17 protein-coding genes are annotated in these 17,759 nt (G+C 35.9%); 2 read left to right on the top strand and 15 right to left on the bottom strand.

The genetic code is table 11. From position 1 onward, the window contains the following. Nucleotides 1-67: 67 nt before the first annotated feature. From rluF to LNQ34_RS04620, 5 genes are all read right to left on the bottom strand, one after another. Nucleotides 68-880, bottom strand: coding sequence for a 23S rRNA pseudouridine(2604) synthase RluF (gene rluF, locus LNQ34_RS04640; RefSeq protein WP_017494876.1), 813 nt, complete (start codon nt 878-880; stop codon nt 68-70). Between the two features lie 285 nt (nt 881-1,165). Further along, on the bottom strand, nt 1,166-1,513 hold the full coding sequence (locus tag LNQ34_RS04635; RefSeq protein WP_202701577.1) for an antibiotic biosynthesis monooxygenase family protein: 348 nt from the start codon (nt 1,511-1,513) through the stop codon (nt 1,166-1,168). Nucleotides 1,514-1,646: 133 nt separating this feature from the next. Further along, nucleotides 1,647-2,501 carry an alpha/beta fold hydrolase gene (locus LNQ34_RS04630; protein WP_202701576.1) on the bottom strand — a complete coding sequence of 285 codons (855 nt, stop codon included), beginning with the start codon at nt 2,499-2,501 and terminating at the stop codon, nt 1,647-1,649. Between the two features lie 193 nt (nt 2,502-2,694). Further along, complete coding sequence (locus LNQ34_RS04625) at nt 2,695-3,474, bottom strand: zinc ribbon domain-containing protein (RefSeq protein ID WP_026109806.1); 780 nt, start codon at nt 3,472-3,474, stop codon at nt 2,695-2,697. Between the two features lie 4 nt (nt 3,475-3,478). After that, the gene (locus tag LNQ34_RS04620; RefSeq protein WP_229998815.1) at nt 3,479-4,573 is read right to left on the bottom strand and encodes a Nif3-like dinuclear metal center hexameric protein; all 1,095 of its coding nucleotides are present in this window, start codon (nt 4,571-4,573) and stop codon (nt 3,479-3,481) included. 126 nt (nt 4,574-4,699) lie between these two features. Between LNQ34_RS04620 and lpxK the strand changes: the two genes are divergently transcribed. Continuing rightward, the gene (gene lpxK / locus LNQ34_RS04615) at nt 4,700-5,716 is read left to right on the top strand and encodes a tetraacyldisaccharide 4'-kinase (RefSeq protein ID WP_229998814.1); all 1,017 of its coding nucleotides are present in this window, start codon (nt 4,700-4,702) and stop codon (nt 5,714-5,716) included. A 31-nt stretch (nt 5,717-5,747) separates the two neighbouring features. On the opposite strand, the gene LNQ34_RS04610 is transcribed toward lpxK, so the two are convergent. The 3 genes from LNQ34_RS04610 to lipA all read right to left on the bottom strand — a co-directional run bounded on the left by LNQ34_RS04610 (nt 5,748) and on the right by lipA (nt 9,940). Then, a complete protein-coding gene (locus tag LNQ34_RS04610; protein ID WP_202701573.1) occupies nt 5,748-7,916 on the bottom strand; it encodes a tetratricopeptide repeat-containing hybrid sensor histidine kinase/response regulator in 2,169 nt (722 codons plus the stop codon). 26 nt (nt 7,917-7,942) lie between these two features. After that, nucleotides 7,943-8,941: a type I glyceraldehyde-3-phosphate dehydrogenase gene (gap, locus tag LNQ34_RS04605; RefSeq protein WP_229998813.1), complete on the bottom strand. Its 999-nt coding sequence runs from the start codon at nt 8,939-8,941 to the stop codon at nt 7,943-7,945. A 132-nt stretch (nt 8,942-9,073) separates the two neighbouring features. Continuing rightward, nucleotides 9,074-9,940 carry a lipoyl synthase gene (lipA, locus tag LNQ34_RS04600; protein ID WP_202701570.1) on the bottom strand — a complete coding sequence of 289 codons (867 nt, stop codon included), beginning with the start codon at nt 9,938-9,940 and terminating at the stop codon, nt 9,074-9,076. A 331-nt stretch (nt 9,941-10,271) separates the two neighbouring features. On the opposite strand from lipA, the gene LNQ34_RS04595 reads away from it, so the two are divergent. Then, nucleotides 10,272-11,135 (top strand): M48 family metalloprotease, encoded by an 864-nt coding sequence (locus LNQ34_RS04595; RefSeq protein ID WP_202701569.1) that lies wholly within the window; start codon nt 10,272-10,274, stop codon nt 11,133-11,135. 65 nt (nt 11,136-11,200) lie between these two features. Here LNQ34_RS04595 and LNQ34_RS04590 read toward each other — a convergent pair whose 3' ends face one another. The 7 genes from LNQ34_RS04590 to hisC form a co-directional block, all read right to left on the bottom strand. Continuing rightward, nucleotides 11,201-11,581: a PH domain-containing protein gene (locus LNQ34_RS04590; protein WP_070907786.1), complete on the bottom strand. Its 381-nt coding sequence runs from the start codon at nt 11,579-11,581 to the stop codon at nt 11,201-11,203. A gap of 165 nt (nt 11,582-11,746) precedes the next feature. Then, nucleotides 11,747-12,568 (bottom strand): energy transducer TonB, encoded by an 822-nt coding sequence (locus LNQ34_RS04585; RefSeq protein ID WP_202701568.1) that lies wholly within the window; start codon nt 12,566-12,568, stop codon nt 11,747-11,749. Nucleotides 12,569-12,723: 155 nt separating this feature from the next. Continuing rightward, complete coding sequence (locus LNQ34_RS04580) at nt 12,724-13,275, bottom strand: RNA polymerase sigma factor (protein ID WP_017494864.1); 552 nt, start codon at nt 13,273-13,275, stop codon at nt 12,724-12,726. Then, nucleotides 13,266-14,372 carry a glycosyltransferase gene (locus LNQ34_RS04575; RefSeq protein ID WP_202701567.1) on the bottom strand — a complete coding sequence of 369 codons (1,107 nt, stop codon included), beginning with the start codon at nt 14,370-14,372 and terminating at the stop codon, nt 13,266-13,268. The genes LNQ34_RS04580 and LNQ34_RS04575 overlap by 10 nt, the downstream gene beginning before the upstream one ends. An 83-nt stretch (nt 14,373-14,455) precedes the next feature. Beyond that, entirely contained in the window at nt 14,456-15,070 is a 615-nt protein-coding gene (locus tag LNQ34_RS04570; protein WP_089077495.1) for an FMN-binding negative transcriptional regulator, read from the bottom strand. Between the two features lie 391 nt (nt 15,071-15,461). Then, the gene (gene murB / locus LNQ34_RS04565) at nt 15,462-16,475 is read right to left on the bottom strand and encodes a UDP-N-acetylmuramate dehydrogenase (RefSeq protein ID WP_229998812.1); all 1,014 of its coding nucleotides are present in this window, start codon (nt 16,473-16,475) and stop codon (nt 15,462-15,464) included. Nucleotides 16,476-16,604: 129 nt separating this feature from the next. After that, nucleotides 16,605-17,705 carry a histidinol-phosphate transaminase gene (gene hisC / locus LNQ34_RS04560; RefSeq protein ID WP_202701565.1) on the bottom strand — a complete coding sequence of 367 codons (1,101 nt, stop codon included), beginning with the start codon at nt 17,703-17,705 and terminating at the stop codon, nt 16,605-16,607. Between the last annotated feature and the right edge of the window lie 54 nt (nt 17,706-17,759).

Raw genomic sequence — 17,759 nt, 5'->3', positions numbered from 1 at the left:
ATACAATTTCTCATATTAAAGAAAATCCCTTTCGTTTTATCGAAAGGGATTTTTTTATGCGAATATTTTAATAGTCTCCTCTTTTTTTAAATCGGGGATCGTGTTTCGAAATAAATTCGGTTCTACGTTTTGGAGCTTCCTCTTTTGGGAGACTGGCTTCCTCTGTTTTACTGGACGGTGCGATCAAATGATTCAGTTCTTTAATTTCAGCATCGGTTAAATCACGATAACGACCCACCGGAACATCCAATGAGATGTTGATGATGCGGATACGTTTTAAAGCAGTTACATCGTATCCTAAATATTCACACATTCTACGAATCTGACGGTTCAGACCTTGGGTCAGAATAATTTTGAAGGTGTATTTACTAATTTGTTCTACTTTGCATTTTCGGGTAACCGTGTCCAAAATTGGAACACCATTTCCCATTCGCTGTATAAAACGATCTGTAATAGGTTTGTTAACGGTAACGGTATATTCTTTTTCGTGATTGTTTCGTGCGCGTAGAATTTTGTTGACAATATCACCGTCATTAGTCATAAAAATCAATCCTTCACTCGCTTTGTCCAAACGCCCAATCGGGAAAATACGTTTCGGATAATTGATATAATCTACAATATTATTTCGAACCTCGAGATTGGTTGTACATTCAATTCCAACAGGTTTGTTGAACGCTAAATAAACCATTTTTTCGTTTTTCTCGACAATCAGCTTTCCATCGATACGTACTTCATCATCCGGTGAAACCTTTGTTCCCATTTCCGGTACAGCACCATTTATTGTTACGCGTCCTTCTTCAATTAGTTTATCGGCTTCACGACGAGAACAGTATCCTGTTTCTCCTATAAATTTATTCAGACGTTTTAAATTCTCTTCCATAGTGCAAAAGTAGTCAAAATTTGGACTTCTTGGGTCGTTAGACTTCTTAGATTATTAGATTGTTGGATGGTTAGATTTCTTAGATTATTAGATATTTAGATTGTTAGATATTTAGATTATTAGATATTTAGATTGTTAGATTATTAGATATTTAGATAATTAGATATTTAGATTATTAGATATTTAGATTGTTAGATTGTTAGATTTTAACCTTAGAACCTCAGTATCTCAGAACCTTAGAACCTTAGAACCTTAGAACCTCAGTACCTCAGTACCTCAGAACCTTTACTTCTTATGAAAATCGGAACTGTCTGTAGGGGTTTCTTCGCGGTCAAACATTCCGTAATCCCGAACTACGGCAGCAATTCGTAAGTGATAATCTTTAAAAATTTCTTTACGTCCCCTGGCTTGTGCATGGCGATGCATTTCTAAATTTCTCCATTGTTGAACGCTTTCTTCGTCTTTCCAAAAGGACAATGACAAAACTTTCTCAGGGTCACTGAAACTCTGAAAGCGTTCGATTGATATAAAACCTTCTATCTTGTCCAATTCCGGTCGTAAACTTGCGGCAATTGACAGATACTCTTCTTTTTTTCCTTCGTTTGGAATTACTTCAAAAATTACAGCGATCATTTTTTTAGATTATTAGATGGTTAGACTTCTTAGATCTTTAGATTCTTGGATGATTAGATTGTTAGATTGTTAGATTGTTAGATTGTTGGATTTTGTAACCTTAGGATCTTAGCATCTTAGAACCTTAGCACCTTTATTTAGAAGCAAACAAAAACTCAATAACCTTTTGATACAATTCATCGTCATGCATTCCGTGACCCAAGCCTTTAGTTTCAATAAACTGACTGTTTTTCCAATGACTGGCGATTTTTTTGCCCTCCTCAAAAGCAACAATCTTGTCTGAAGTGTCGTGGGCAATTAACCCCGAAACATTAAATTCTGAGGCAAATCGCTGTCCTGAAAAATCTTCCAGTTTAAAATTGAAACGATTCATGAATTTACTTTCCAAAAGTGAAAACATTTTGGTGTTCAGGCTTAACATTGAGATATAATTGTCAATCAGTGTTTTTAGATCAGAGGGAGCTCCCAGAATGACCATTTTGTTGATGCTGGTGTGGGGAAACAAATACTGATGATAGACACATGCTGCGCCACCGATGGAATGACCAATAATAATGGCAGGCTGGTATTTTTCGACCGCTTTATTGATAAATTCAGCATACAGAGGAACGTTAAATTCTTTACCGCTGCTTTGTCCGTGTGCCGGAGCATCAATTGCAATAATGGTACTGCCTGATTTTTGAAGGTGCGGTAAGGTTTTTTTCCAACGAGAAGCATTACTTTCCCAACCGTGAACAAGCAATATTTTGGTTTCGTTACCTTTCCAGACATACGTTTGAAAATGATGTTCGTTATGGTGAAACGTCTCTGTTTCTGTATTTCTTAATACTTTGGGCAGTGCTTCTTTCTTTAGTCTTCCAATTCTGGGTTGGCTAAAAAGGGCATAAGAAAGCTCCATCGCTTTTTGCGGACGAACATAGCTCAAAAAGTTAATATAAGACCCAACCGATTTTAAAGTGATAAAACGGATTCCTTTTTTAATTCCCAAAACAAATAATTTAGTGATAAAAATAATATTCGGGAATCGACCTAAAAAAGTTTCGCCACGAATTACACAAATTTAGCGCGAATTTTTATTCTTTACTGTATCAAAATAGAAATTGGCAAAATTAGTGTAGTTCGTGGCAAAGAAATAGTGCTTAGACGCAAAAAAAAAGTCCCGATCAGATCGGGACAGTTATTTAGATTTTAGAGAACAATTGTTCCATTTTTTCTTTTTCTTCTTCAGCTAATGCGCTGTCAACCAGAATTCTTCCAGAGTGCTCATCAGTGATGATTTTTTTTCTTGAAGCAATTTCTACCTGAGTTTGTGGAGGAATTGTAAAGAACGATCCCGCTGAAGCTCCTCTTTCGATAGATACTACCGCTAAACCATTACGAACACTGCTTCTGATTCTGTTGTAAGCCGCTAATAAACGCTCTTCGATTTGTGAAGCAAACTCTGCTGATTTCTCCGTTAAGAAGATTTCTTCTTTTTGAGTTTCAGCCATAATCGCATCCAGTTCAGATTTTTTATGTTTTAAATGCGAACTTTTTGCGTCAAGTTTTTCTTTTAAATTAGAAATAACTTCTTTTTTATGTTCGATAGAAGCTTTCATTTCTTTGATTTGCTTTTCAGCCAATTGAATTTCTAATTCCTGAAATTCAACCTCTTTAGTCAAAGAATTAAATTCTCTGTTATTACGAACTGATTCTTGTTGTTTCGTGTATTTTTTGATCACCTCTTTGTGCTCATCAATGGCAATTTTCTTCCCTTTGATTTGCTCTTCAATCACTTCAAGTTCTCCTTTCAGTTTCTCTGAACGTGTGCTTAAACCAGCAACTTCATCTTCTAAATCTTCTACTTCTAAAGGAAGTTCTCCTCTTACGTTTCTGATTTCGTCAATTCGGGAGTCAATAAGCTGTAAATCGTATATTGCTCTTAACTTGTCCTCAACACTTAATTCTTTCGTATTCGCCATATTCTTATAAGTACTTAACTGGATTTGTATTTTCTTCTGATAAAATGATGGCAAAATTAAGGATTTTTTTTCGAAGATAATCAACAATATAGTTTTTTGTATACCGTTCGCTCTCAAAATGACCAATATCGGCTAAAAGAAGTCGGTTTTCTGCTTCGTAAAATTGATGGTATTTTAAATCGGCAGTTAAAAAAGCATCTGCCCCTGCCTGAATAGCATTTTTTATGGCAAAACTTCCTGAGCCGCCTAAAACAGCGACTTTCTTTATTTTTTTTCCTAAAAAAGCAGAATGACGAATTCCGTCTGCAATCATTTTGTCTTTTACGGAATATAAAAAGTCTTTTTCATCCATTTCAGTTTCAAATTCACCAATCATTCCCAATCCAATATTTTGATGGGCATTTTTCAGATCATAAATTTCATAAGCTACTTCCTCGTAAATATGGCTGGAAAATAAAGCTTTTAAAATTTTAGACTGTAAGTGTTTTTCAAATACAACTTCGATTTTTATTTCAGTTCCTGTATGTAGTTTTCCTTTCTCTCCAATTACAGGATTGCTGTTTTCATTTCCCTGAAAAGTAAAAAAGCCTTCGGTATTAAAACTACAGTTGTCATAATTTCCAATCGTACCAGCGCCGGCCTGAAACATAGCATTGCGAACTTTTTCTGAATTATCAGGGGTGGTATAGGTAACCAACTTTTGAATGAAACTTTGTTTAGGGATTAAGACTTTAGTGTTGATCAGGCCTAAAGCATCACAAAATATTTTATTAACTCCCTGAGAATGGTTGTCTAATGCAGTATGAACGGCATAAATAGCGATGTCGTTTTTGATTGCCTTTAAAATGGCACGCTCCACATAGTTTTTACCGGTTATTTTTTTAATTCCCGAAAATAAAATAGGATGAAAGCAAACTACCAGATTACAGTTTTTGGCTATTGCTTCTTCGATTACAGTTTCTAAAGCATCATGGCAAACCAAAACTCCGGTACTTTTCGTTTCGGTATCACCCACTAAGAGTCCGACATTGTCAAAATCTTCGGCATAAGCCAAAGGAGCCATTTCTTCCAGAACAGCTAATATTTCTTTGATTTTCATTTCTACTTTTTGTTTGAAGTTTCAGGTTTTATTGGTTTCAAGTTTCCTGTTACTGGAAAATCTGAAACGTGGAACCTGAATCAAATTCATAAAACAAATTAACGAAAAATATTATACTTTCGTAAAATGAATGTACTTAGAAAAATACTTTTCCCGTTTGCGATTTTATACGGATGTGTCACTGCAGTGAGAAATTTTCTTTTCGACAAAGGAATTTTAAAATCGACTTCATTTGATATTCCGGTTATTGCGGTTGGAAATCTTAGTGTTGGCGGGACAGGTAAAACACCACAAATAGAATATCTTATCCGATTGTTATCTCAGAAATATAAAGTTGCCACTTTAAGCAGGGGCTACAAAAGAAAATCAGAAGGTTATGTATTAGCTAGTGATAATTCTAATGCCGAAATCTTAGGCGATGAACCGTTTCAGTTTTATCAAAAGTTTCCCAATATTCAGGTGGCTGTTGATGCGAACAGAAGAAACGGAATTACACAATTGCTTTCGCAAAAAGAAAAACCCGAAGTGATTTTGTTGGACGATGCCTACCAGCACCGAAAAGTGAAAGCCGGGTTTTATATTCTGTTAAGCTCCTATGATGATTTGTACGCAGATGATTTTATGCTGCCAACCGGAAATCTGCGCGAGAGTCGAAGTGGGGCTGATCGTGCCAATATTGTAATTATAACAAAATGTCCAAAAGAACTGTCTGAAGGAAAGCAGGAAGAAATTAGGTCGAAATTAAAGTTAAGGAGCTCCCAGCGGCTGTATTTTACGTTTATTAACTATGATGATTTTATTTATAGTGAAGAAGAGCAACTTGCTGTAAAAGATATTCAATCAGAATCAAAATTACTTTTAGCCGGAATCGCAAAACCTACGCCGTTTTTTGATTACTTGAAAAATGATAAAGATGACTGTTTGACTTTTTCCGATCATCATCATTTTTCTGATGCAGATGTGACCAATATTCTGGAAAAAGCCAATCATAGAAAAATCATTACAACAGAAAAAGACTATGTTCGGCTGAAAGATTCCAAACTGATTTCACAATTGTATTATTTGCCAATAAAAAGTACGTTTATCAATAACAGTCAAAATTTTGATACTGCGATTCTGGAGTATGTACAAAAAAAAACGTAGTGACTTAGAGCCTTAGCTCCTTAGTACCTTTCTAAAAAAAACGGGCTATAATACTGTAGAATTCGTCCGGAACAAATGGTTTTGTAATCACATCGTTCATTCCGTAAGACAACAGCATGTCTCTGTTTTCGTCTAGTGAAATAGCTGTAAGGGCAATAATCGGAGTGGTTTTGTCAAACTCTCTGATAAGTTTTGTAGCCGTTGTTCCGTTGATTCCCGGTAAATGAACATCCATGAGGATCATGTCAAAACGTTTTACTTTTAAAAGCTCAACCGCATCTTCACCGTTGTCGATGATTTCGCAGCTGATGTTTTTATTTTCAAGCATTTTTCGAGTAATCATTTGATTGATTTTGTTGTCCTCGATCAACAGAATTGATTTGTTGTTTAATTGTACGTCGTTGTATGGTTTTATTTCTTCAATCGTTTTCAATTGTTCTTTATTGATCTTAAAATTTAGTTTGAATGTAAAAGTTGAACCCTTGCCAACTTCACTTTTTAGTTTGATCTCTCCACCCAAAAGCTCAATTAGTTTTTTGACAATCGTAAGTCCAAGGCCGGTTCCGCCATATTTTCTGTTTACTTCTATTGATCCTTGTGAAAAACTTTCAAAAACAGTCTGAAGCTTATCTTCCGGGATGCCAATTCCAGTGTCTACAATCTCAAAGTAAATGGTTGTGTTGTCTTCTTCCAATTCATATAATTTTGCAATTACATTGACATGTCCGTTTTGAGTAAATTTTAAAGCATTGTTGATTAAATTCAGGATGATTTGGGACAGTTTTGTAGGGTCTCCAATTATATTATCCGGAATAGCCTCGTCTATTTCAAGGTTAAAGTAGTTTTTGTTGGCGGTAGCCAGTTCCTTTAAAGAGCTCTGAATGTTAAAAAGAAGCTCTTTCAGGTTAAAGCTTATGTTTTCTATTTCGACCTTTGTCGAATCAATTTTATTGATTTCCAGAATCTCATTGATAAAAGTAGTCAGGTAATTTCCCGAGAACTTCAAAGATTCTAAATATTTGAGTTGTTTTTTCTTAGGGTTATCTTCCAGTAATAAATGAGTGATTCCGTTAATGGCATTTAAAGGAGTTCGCAGCTCATGACTTACAGTCGATAAAAACTCAGATCGGGCTTTAGAGGCCTTTTCAGCTTTATTTTTGGCCAGAATGAGTTCTTTGTTTTTCTCTCTTAACAGTAAATTATTCTGATTTCTAATAATGTTGTTTTTGTACAATGCTAAACTCAAAAGAGATAAGATCGAGATAAGGGCAATGGCCAGAATACTTACCAGTTTGGAATACCGGTAGGTTTTTAGCTGAATTTTTTCTTCGCTTTCCTTTTTAATACTGGCTTTTAAGGACTCGTTCTTCTTGAATTTTTCGAATTCATCGTGATCCGTTTGAGTGTTTTTTAGCTTTAAGACGTAATTCTCTAACTGATAATGTTCTTCCAGGTACGAGTAAGCAAGATCGAATTTTTTGTTTTGCCTGTAATATTGACTGATTGCCAGAACGATTTTTGATTTTTGGGCCAGATTATTTGTTTTGGCATTATAATTTAAAGCATTTTCAAAATAGACTATAGCCGAATCATTTCGTTTCAGTTGTGTTTCGAGTAAGCCTAGTTGATAATACGAATCGGCTTTGGTTTTTAGGATTTCAGTATTGTCCGGCCGTTGTGTTATTTTGTGAAAAGTTTCAGCTGCTAAAGGCAGGTTTTTAGCAGTTTTTAGAGCTATTGCTTTTTGATAGCTTAGTATTTCAGCATGATCCTTAATCTTTAGCTGGTTTAAAAGCTCTTCGGCTTTTCGGTAGTAGATTGCCGCAGTTTCGTAATTGCTTTTTGTGGTATTGGTTAGACCAATATAGTGCAATGCCAAAACTTTTGTGCAGGTTGGCTTTGTGTTTTCAAACAAAGCAACGCTTTTATGAAAATTTTTTAGAGCTTCTGCGTAATTTTTTTGATGGTAATAAATTTTCCCAAGCTTAAAAGTCTGATTGGCCAGGTTCTCTAATTTATTGTTCGCCTCGCAAAAATCAATTGATTTTTCGGTGTAATAAATTGCCTTTTCGTATTTTTTATTGCTGAGATTGGTGTCCGTTAGTTTGTTGTAATAGGAAATGCTATCCGTACTCTTTTTAGATTGAGAGTACAAAAACGAATTTAATAGACAAACAACAATAAAAAGATAATGTTTCATGTATGGCAATGCTTTTACAATGAATCTTAGGTTTTTCTTATTAGTAAAATTAAATCGATCAATCTTGATGAGTATCCAATTTCGTTATCGTACCAACCCACAACCTTTACCATTTTGTCAATAACCGAAGTTAATTGAGCATCAAACAAACACGAATGTGTGTTGCCAATTACATCAACAGAAACAATTGGATCTTCCGTGTAATCCAGTATTCCTTTTAAATTTGTTTTTGAGGCTTCTTCAAATGCTTTATTTATTTCTTCAATCGTAACAGCACGTTTTACGTTAAACGTAATGTCTGTTAAGGAACCATCGGGAACAGGAACACGAATTCCACATCCTCCGATTTTATGATGCAAGTTAGGGAAAATTTTTGTTAATGCCTTAGCTGCACCTGTAGTTGTTGGAACAATCGACTGGCTTGCCCCTCTTGCACGACGTAAGTCCTTATGTGGTTGGTCATGAAGGCTTTGGTCTGTGGTGTAAGAGTGTATCGTTGTGATATAAGCCTGCTCAATTCCACACAGTTCATCGATGATTTTTATCATTGGAGCCGCATTGTTTGTCGTACAGCTTGCATTCGAAACAATGTTTTCGCTTCCGTCAAGAATGGCTTCGTTAACTCCTAATACTACTGTTTTGATGGTGTCAACTTCTGATGGAGCCGAAAGGATTACCTTTTTTGCTCCGGCTTCAATATGGGCGTTTAGTTCTTCGTGTGTTTTAAACTTTCCTGTTGATTCAATTACCAAATCTATATTGTGGCTTTTCCAATCCAGATTAGAGATACTTTTTTCATGAAAAAAGAAAAAATGTTTTCCATCAACAATAATTCCTTCTTCGTCATGACCGACTTTAAAAGGTAAGACTCCGTGAATGCTGTCGTATTTTATCAAATGCGACATGGTTTTGTTGTCAGCAATGTCGTTAATGGCAATTACTTCAATTTCAGGATGGTTTAAAAGTAAGCGAAATAAATTTCGGCCTATTCTTCCAAAACCGTTTATAGCGATTCTTGTTTTCAAGCTTTTCGATTGTTTGTTAAATCGTTAAATCGTTTATTCGTTTAGTTGTTTAATCGCATCTACCAATAAACATTTAGTGGTTAAACGACTTACCCGATTAAACAAATAAAACGGTTAAACAGTTAAATCTTTTTATAAAATGTGTTTTTGTGCTTTGTAAGAAGAACGAACCAGTGGTCCGCTTTCTACGTGACGGAATCCTAATTCAAGACCAAATTTTTCATATCGGGCAAATTGATCAGGCGTTATAAATTCTTTTACAGGCAAATGTTTTTTACTTGGTTGAAGGTATTGTCCAATAGTAACCACATCAACATTTGCATTTCGTAAATCAGTCATCGTTTGAAAAACCTCTTCTTCAGTTTCTCCAAGCCCCAGCATAATTCCGGATTTGGTTCTGTTGATTCCTTTTTCTTTCAGATAACGTAAAACTTCCAGACTACGATCGTATTTTGCCTGAATACGTACTTCACGAGTCAAACGACGAACAGTCTCGACATTGTGTGAAACCACTTCAGGATTGGCCTCAACAATACGATCTATATTTCTTTCGATTCCCTGAAAATCAGGAATCAGGGTTTCAAGAGTCGTATTCGGATTCATTCTTCGGATTGCTTTTACCGTTTCAATCCAGATAATTGAGCCGCCGTCTTTTAAATCATCCCTGTCTACGCTTGTAATTACGGCATGTTTAATGTTCATAATTTTTATAGAACGGGCTACTTTTTCCGGTTCATCCCAATCTACCGTTTCAGGACGTCCGGTTTTTACACCGCAGAAACCACAGGAACGGGTACATACATTCCCCAATATCATAAAAGTAGCGGTACCTTCACCCCAGCATTCTCCCATATTTGGGCAGCTTCCCGAAGTACAAATAGTGTTTAGACTATACTTATCAACCAAACCACGAAGTTCAGTGTATTTTTGTCCAATAGGAAGTTTAACCTTTAACCATTTAGGTTTTCCTGTTGGTATATTTTCAATGACTGTTTCCATATATCAAAATTCAAAGTACAAAGATAAGCAATGTAGTTTATTTGGAGATTCGTTTAAGATTTAATTTGGTATTGAAAGACTTGGAGTTTTTATAATGCACTTTTGGTAATAATAGTGTAAGTGTGTTAAAATTTTATTCTTAAAGCATTGATGCGGGGTAAAATGCCTCTTTTTTATTGGCCAATTCGAGTTGGAGTGATGATTTTGTTTGACTGCTCATTTTTACTCATTTAAAATTTATATCTTTATTTGTTAAAAAATTAGTCGAAATGCAATTCAAACGGAATTGGGTTTGTACTACATTTGTTGTTAAATTGTAATCACATAGAACATGAAAAAGAAATTTATAGTATTGGGAGTTTTGTTTGCCGCTTTTGGTTTTACAAAAATAAATGCGCAGATTAATTTTGGTGAAAAAGCATTGGGTGCTGTTCAAAAAGGAGTTAGCGGTTTTACTTTTAGTAATGCTGATGCTGCTGCTTTATCAAAAGCTGCTGTTGATAAAATGGATGCTGAACATCAGGTTGCTGCTGCGACAGATCCATATACTTTAAGACTGAACAGAGTTTTTGGAAAGTATACTGCGGGTGACGGTTACACTTTGAATTATAAAGTTTATAAAGTAAAAGAAGTTAATGCTTTCGCAACTGCTGATGGAAGCGTGCGTGTATATTCAGGATTGATGGATATTATGGATGACAATGAATTACTGGCAGTAATTGGTCACGAAATTGGTCACGTAGCCAATCAGGATTCCAGAGACGCGATAAAAGCAGCTTATAGAAAAGAAGCTTTGTTAGAAGGGGCTGCTTCTCAATCAGCTACGATTGCAAGTGTTACCGATAGTCAGTTGGGTAAAATAGGTAGTGCCATTATTGATAGTAAGTTTAGCCGTAAGCAAGAAGCAGAAGCTGATTTGTTTTCGTATGAATTTTTAAAGAAAAACGGTTACAATGTAAATGCTGAAGAATCGGCATTTAGAATTCTGGCGAAGATGAGTGAAGGTAATGAAGCTTCCTTTATCGATCAGATGATGAGTTCACATCCGGATTCCAAACAAAGAGCTGAAGATGCTAAGAAAAGAGCGGAGAAAGATGGTTTGTATAAACCGTATGTACAGCAGAAAATTGTAAATACTGCTCCGGCTAAAAAAGGAACTCCTGCCAAAAAAGCTCCTGCTAAAAAGAAAAAATAATTTTATTTTATCTATTATCAAATCCGACAGGTTTTTAAAATCTGTCGGATTTTGTTGTATAATGCTTAACCTAAAACGTGAAATGCCAGTACTTTTTGTACATCGTATACATTTACCGATTTGTTAAATTGTTTTACAATGCTTGGTTGTAATTCGCTTGCCACCCAGATTTTTAGTTCGGCATCCAAGTCAAAAGTTCCTGCTGTTTCTACACTGAAACGTGTAATACTTTTGTAAGCAATAGATTTGTATTCTGTTTTGCTTCCTGTTAATCCTTGTACATCAACCAGGATTAATCTTTTGTTCGTGAAGATAAAAGTATCGCGAAGTAGTTTAAAACCCATTTCGATTTCTTCTCTGTCCGTCAAAAGCTGTCCGTATTTTTTTAATAACTCTTCCTGACTAACAGAGCCGGCGTTGCCTAGAATAGCTGAAAATATTCCCATTTTTTAGTTTTTAATTTTAATAGATTTGATTTTTCTCTTATGGAGCTGTAAAAGTAATTTATTTTGTTAATTTTTTTTACTGCTTCGGGATTTAATTAAGATGGGCATAATACTTAATGAAATAAAAAAAGCAGAACCTAAATTCTGCTTTTTCGTTTTTTATTGTTATTCTGTTTTTATTGTGATGGGAAGGTTATAGGCAGTTCGAACGGGATTTCCGTTTAAAATACCCGGGCTCCATTTTGTTTTTAAGGATTTCAATACCCTGATAGCCTCTTTTCCGATTCCGTATCCCGGATCGTTTTTTACCATAATGTCGGTAATCGAACCGTCTTTTTCAATTACAAACGATACATACACTCGTAAGGTTCTTTCCGCATCCAGTTCCGGTCTGTTGAAATTGTTTCCAACATAAGTATAAAACTTAGCCATTCCTCCCGGAAATTCTGGTAGTTTGTCTAGGATGGCTACATTAACAGGATCTTTACTTTCTCCGGTTAAAGCTGTAGTTTCTACGCCACCGCCACTTGCGGGTAATGCATTTACGGCATTTCCTGTTCCGGTATTTGCATGGTCAACAACAGGATGATTGTCTGCATTTGTTGCAATAACATCGGGTGTGGCCTGAGTTGCGGCTGTTACAACCGGATTTACCAATTGTGTACTGGTAACGGGTGACGCAGCTGCCGTTTGCTGAGGCGCTACAGGTGGAGCAGGTGATTGTGGTTGTACCGGAATTGGTATGTCTGTAGGTCTTATTGGAACCGAAAAAACAGTAGGTTCTGTTTCTACAGGACCATGTGCCCCAAACTTATTAATCAACACCGACGCACTTCCCAAACCGGCCAATAATAGCAATCCCGCAAATAGCGCTGTAACTGTGTTTTTTGAACTCTCCTGGCGTAATTGATAAGCGCCGTACTCTTTGTTCTTGTTTTCGAAAACAAGATCGGTCCAATTGGTTTCGTAGATGTTTGATTTAGTCATGATTTTTGGATTTTAAGGTTAGGTAACGTTAAATCATAGGCAGTACGGTTTTGGTTTTAGCTAAAAACGGAGATGTTGTTGTTTTAGTGTGTGAATAAATAGGTGTTTTGAGAAAAAATACGTGGATATTTTATTCTTTACCTAAAGATAATGAATTATCTATTGCGTTCGATGATTTCTGCTAATAATTTTTTAGCACGGAGTAATTTTACTTTGACATTGCTCAAAGGTTCGTTGATTTTCAGCGCTATTTCCTGATAAGTCATTTCCTGGAAATAACGAAGTTGAATGACTTCCTGGTAGTGAGGTTTTAATTCTTTGATGCATTGAAGCAGGCGCGAAAGATTTTGTTCTTTAATTAAAGCATCTTCGGCAGAAGGAGTAGGGTCGGCAATATTGTAGGCCTGTTGGTCTTCGTTGTCTGTGATTTCTATAAAAAGACTGGTTTTCTTTTTACGTAACAAATCAATATAAACGTTTTTTGCAATAGCAATTAGCCAGGTGTTGAATTGAAATTCAGAATTGTAACTGGCTATTTTGTCGAAAGCTTTAGAGAAGGTTTCGATGGTAATATCTTCGGCGATGGTTTCATTTTCGGTACGCTTCAGCATAAAGCTGTACACTTCATTCCAGAAATAATCTAATAAAAAAGTAAAGGCGATCTGATCGCCTTTTTTAGCTTTTTCTATTTTAGAATTTATTTCCAATATACCGGTTTTGAAAAGATATTAGTTATAAAGATATTAATTTGCGTGAATATAAGAATGATTTCAACAACAGGAAACCAAACTTTCAGGTCATTTTCTTTTAATTTGCCGGCAGAAAATCCTATAACGATCCATGCTACAGTGTAACGTGTTGCTAAAATAGCCAATACAGCGATCCATTGAAACTGAAATGCTAGCAATACAATTGCTGATAAAAAGAAAAATAATTGTGAGGTAAAAAATAGCCCCAATTGCATTTTATCAAAAAACTTGTAATGTTCTGCGGTAGAAACATGTCTTCTTTTTTGAGTAAACCATTCTCTGTAAGTTTCCTTTGGTTTAGAGTAAGTGAAACTTTCAGGAGTGTAAGCAATGGTCGTGTTGCTTTTAGTTGCAGCCTGATTGATAAACAAATCATCATCACCTGAACGAATCTGGATGTGCTCGATAAAGCCGTTTACATTAAAAAATTCCTCCTTTTTATAGGCTAAGTTTCGACCGACACCCATGTAAGGAATTCCCAGTTTAGCCCATGAAAAATATTGAACAGCCGTTAAAACGGTTTCATAACGTATGATTTTGTTTAATAAAGAACGTTCCACTTTTTCATAACCGCCATAGCCTAAAACAATTGTTTTGTTCATGGTGAATCTTGAAGTCATTGCAGTGATCCATTCTGTCGAGGTTGGATAACAATCAGCGTCGGTAAAAAGTAAGTAGTCTTTTTTTGAAGCTTTGATTCCTAAAGTTAATGCATACTTTTTGTTTCCCCAGAAAGCCTCATTGTTTTGCACTTTTACCAAACGGATATTGCTGTATTGTTGTTCGAATTCTTCAAAAACCTCCAGAGTTTCATCACTTGAGGCATCATCAATTAAAACAATTTCAAAATCAGGGTAGTTTTGCTCCACAAGAAGAGGGATGAACTTTTTTACATTTTCTTCTTCATTTTTTGCACAGACGATAACAGATACCGGAATTTTCTTTGGAGTTATTTCCTGAGGTTTGCCGAAAGCGAACTTTCCAAAAATCCCTAAGTAATAGAAAATCTGAATGAAAACAATAGCAATAAAGAAGTAAAATAAAGTTATAAGCATCTGATTTTAATGTCTTTTAATTTCTGAATCTTGCGAGTGCAAATGTACTCATGAAATCCTAATTTTCAATGCCGAAAACGGATTTACTTTCGGCATTTTGCCATTTCTTTTGCAACAGCAATAGCCTGAGGGTTTTCGGTTTTTTCTAACTCCGAAATTATGTTTTTATAATTGTGATCGTCCCTGTTTTGGGAGAGTTTTTTAGTAGCCTGAATTTCGTCAATTTCAATTTCGAAGCCAAAAATACCTCTGGCTTCCCGCATGGTTTTGGCAGATAAATTTTCAACACGAACCGGATTCACTGAATTCGCTTCGTATTTGTCGACTAATTTTTTTAGCTGTTCTATGGAAGTGGCTTCGTCGACAATTTTGATTCGGCCATAAACATGTACCGCTATATAATTCCATGTGGGAACATTTTCGTGATCGTACCAGGACGATGAAATGTAACTGTGCGGACCTGTAAAAACAGCCAATACCTGATCATTTTCGGCAAAACCTTCTGCTTGCGGATTGAGTTTGGAAAGATGGCCTTGTAAAATTTCTTTTCCGTCTGAATTTACTTCAAGTTCTATCGGAATATGTGTCGCGCATAATTTTCCGTGTGTCTGATTGATCAGGATGCCAAAACTGTTTTCTCTTAGAAAAGCTCGGATCGATTCCGGATCTTCGTTTTTGTATAAGTCAGGTGTGTACATTTTTTCTTTTTTTTAGGTTCAAAGGTTCAAAGGGACAAAGGTTCAAAGGGACAAAGGGACAAAGGGACAAAGAAGCAAAGGTTCAGAGGTTCGCCAAAGATACTAAGATACTGAGATTCTAAGAAGTCTAACCATCCAACCATCTAAAGATCTAATTTTTCAATCCGTTAAAAGTTCAATAATCCAATTAATCCAGCAATCTAAGTAAAGGTGCTAAGATACTGAGGTTCTAAGACTCAAAGGAACAAAGGTTCAAAGATTCAAAGAAACAAAGGTTGAGATGGTTGAAGTTTATTAATTTTCCAATCGGTTAAAAATCCAACAATCCGATAATCTAACTCTCCAATAATCTAACGATCTAATGATCTAACAATCTAAGTTGTCTAAAGATCTAAATTACATTTACTTCTGCTTCAATCTGAATTCCAAAAGTATCAAAAACAGTTTTTTGAACATCTTTGGAAACCGCCAGGATTTCCTGTCCCGTGGCATTGCCATAATTGACTAAAACGAGTGCCTGATTTTTGTGAATTCCGGCATCACCGAAACGTTTTCCTTTAAAACCGGCTTGTTCAATCAGCCAGCCAGCCGGAACTTTTACTTCGGTTTCCGAAACTTCGTAATATTTCATTTCAGGAAACTTCTGGTGTATTTTTTCGAAATCGGATTTTAGTAAAATCGGATTTTTAAAGAAACTTCCGCTGTTTCCTAATTCTTTCGGGTCCGGCAATTTACTTTGTCTAATGGCAATTACAGCATTGCTCACGTCTTTTAAGGTTGGAGCAGTAATGTTGTTTTTGGCTAGTTCTGCCGTAATATCTCCATATGAGATGTTGATTTTATGATTTCGTTTTGTTAGTTTATAAATGACTGAGGTAATGATGTATTGGTCTTTTACCTCGTTTTTGAAGACACTTTCTCTGTAGCCAAACTTACAGTCGGTATTAGTGAATGTTTTCATTTCCTGAGTGGCAATATTGATCGCTTCGCACGAAACAAAAGTGTCCTTGATCTCTGTTCCGTAAGCACCGATATTCTGAACCGGTGTGGTTCCCACATTTCCGGGAATAAGTGACATGTTTTCTAAACCTCCGAAATTATTGTCGATCGTCCAAAGAACAAAGTCGTGCCAGGTTTCTCCGGCCTGACTTTCAACCCAGACAAAATCATCGTCTTCTTTGAGGATCGTTTTTCCTTTTAAATCAATATGAACGACCAAAGCGTCGATGTCTTTGGTTAAAAGCATATTGCTTCCTCCGCCTAAAATAAACTTTTGTTCGTCTTTGTTTTCTTCTAAAATAGTTTTCAGTTCAGCGACCGTATGTACGGCAACAAATTGTCTGGCTTTGGCTTCGATGCCAAAAGTATTGTAGTTTTTTAAAGAAAAATTGGATTGGATTTCCATAAATAAAAGGCTTTTTTGAAGAATTAATTCTGACTCCAAAAGTAAGGATTATAATTTATTTGAATTGAGTTTCTAAAAAATAACCATTATTAATTAGGTTGCATAATAGCTAAGATCTTTTCTCTGATCTTATTTTAGGGCTTGAATAAATCGTTGCATTTCTTTCATGGTACCGATAGTAATTCGGGTCCATTTGCCGTTTTCTTCGTAAATTCTTGTTCCTGATATGTTGTGGTCTTTTAGTTGTTGGAAATAGTCTTTTTTGTAATTTTCTAAGGAGAAGTAAATAAAATTCGAATGCGAAGGGATGCAGGTTAAATGAAGAAGATTCAGTTGTGTTGTGGTGTATTTTTTTACTTCTTCATTGGAGGTGCGAACCTGACGAATAAAGCTTTCATCGTTTAAGGAGGCAATCGCTGCGGCAATAGAGACAACACTGAGGGATAAGTTGGGAGACGATTTTAAAATACTCAATTCTTCAATCATGGCAGAATGTGCGAGAGCATAGCCAATACGGGCGCCTGCCAGACCATACATTTTAGAGAAAGTTTTGGTAATAATCAGATTTTTATGGGTGACCACTAAATCGCTTAACGATTGTTCGTCTGTAAAATCGATGTACGCTTCATCAACAAAAACAAGTGTTTTTTGAGTTGCTTCTTTGATGAAAGAAATCAGATCTTCTCTTTGGCATAGCGTTCCCGTGGGATTGTTTGGGTTGCAGATGTAAACCATTTTGGTGTCGGCATCAATGGCTTTTAGCATGGCAGCTAAATCGTGTTTTTTGTCTTTGGTTAAGGGGACGGTGATTTTTTTTATGCCTAATTTTTCAGCAGGAGCTGTCCAGTAGTCAAAGGTCGTTTCGGCGATTATAAAATTGCCTTTTTGTAATGCGGTATATTGAAGTATTAAATCTAAAATTTCAGTGGAACCGGCACCCAGAAGAATGTTGTTTTCTGAAACCGTATTTTTTTTTGCCAGTAGCGTAATGAGTTCCGGTGAAAGATTCCAGCCGTATCGATTGCTGATGTTGATACTTTTGGCCATTGCTTCCCGTGCCTTTGGTGACGGGCCATATGGGTTTTCGTTGGAACGGAGTAATATGGGTGAATTATCTGTATAGGGTAGTATAGACTCTGTAGTGCCGTTGGCAAAGGTTTCAAAAGGGTAAAGCCCCAGTCCAATAGTTCCCAGGCCAATTTGTTTTAACCAAATTCTTCTGTTGTTCATTTTTTTATCAGATTAAATTAAACAATTCAATGAAATGAGTAGGTCGTTTAGAGG

The organism is Flavobacterium lipolyticum (assembly GCF_020905335.1).
GTDB lineage: Bacteria > Bacteroidota > Bacteroidia > Flavobacteriales > Flavobacteriaceae > Flavobacterium > Flavobacterium lipolyticum.
The sequence above is the reverse complement of the archived record's forward strand: the minus strand, read 5'-3'. Positions and strand labels throughout refer to the sequence as shown.

Coding starts and splice junctions, on each gene's coding strand:
- rluF (WP_017494876.1), bottom strand. CDS start 880: ATGGAAGAGAATTTAAAACGTCTGAATAAATTTATAGGAGAAACAGGA.
- LNQ34_RS04635 (WP_202701577.1), bottom strand. CDS start 1,513: ATGATCGCTGTAATTTTTGAAGTAATTCCAAACGAAGGAAAAAAAGAA.
- LNQ34_RS04625 (WP_026109806.1), bottom strand. CDS start 3,474: ATGGCGAATACGAAAGAATTAAGTGTTGAGGACAAGTTAAGAGCAATA.
- LNQ34_RS04620 (WP_229998815.1), bottom strand. CDS start 4,573: ATGAAAATCAAAGAAATATTAGCTGTTCTGGAAGAAATGGCTCCTTTG.
- lpxK (WP_229998814.1), top strand. CDS start 4,700: ATGAATGTACTTAGAAAAATACTTTTCCCGTTTGCGATTTTATACGGA.
- LNQ34_RS04610 (WP_202701573.1), bottom strand. CDS start 7,916: ATGAAACATTATCTTTTTATTGTTGTTTGTCTATTAAATTCGTTTTTG.
- lipA (WP_202701570.1), bottom strand. CDS start 9,940: ATGGAAACAGTCATTGAAAATATACCAACAGGAAAACCTAAATGGTTA.
- LNQ34_RS04595 (WP_202701569.1), top strand. CDS start 10,272: ATGAAAAAGAAATTTATAGTATTGGGAGTTTTGTTTGCCGCTTTTGGT.
- LNQ34_RS04590 (WP_070907786.1), bottom strand. CDS start 11,581: ATGGGAATATTTTCAGCTATTCTAGGCAACGCCGGCTCTGTTAGTCAG.
- LNQ34_RS04585 (WP_202701568.1), bottom strand. CDS start 12,568: ATGACTAAATCAAACATCTACGAAACCAATTGGACCGATCTTGTTTTC.
- LNQ34_RS04575 (WP_202701567.1), bottom strand. CDS start 14,372: ATGCTTATAACTTTATTTTACTTCTTTATTGCTATTGTTTTCATTCAG.
- LNQ34_RS04570 (WP_089077495.1), bottom strand. CDS start 15,070: ATGTACACACCTGACTTATACAAAAACGAAGATCCGGAATCGATCCGA.
- murB (WP_229998812.1), bottom strand. CDS start 16,475: ATGGAAATCCAATCCAATTTTTCTTTAAAAAACTACAATACTTTTGGC.
- hisC (WP_202701565.1), bottom strand. CDS start 17,705: ATGAACAACAGAAGAATTTGGTTAAAACAAATTGGCCTGGGAACTATT.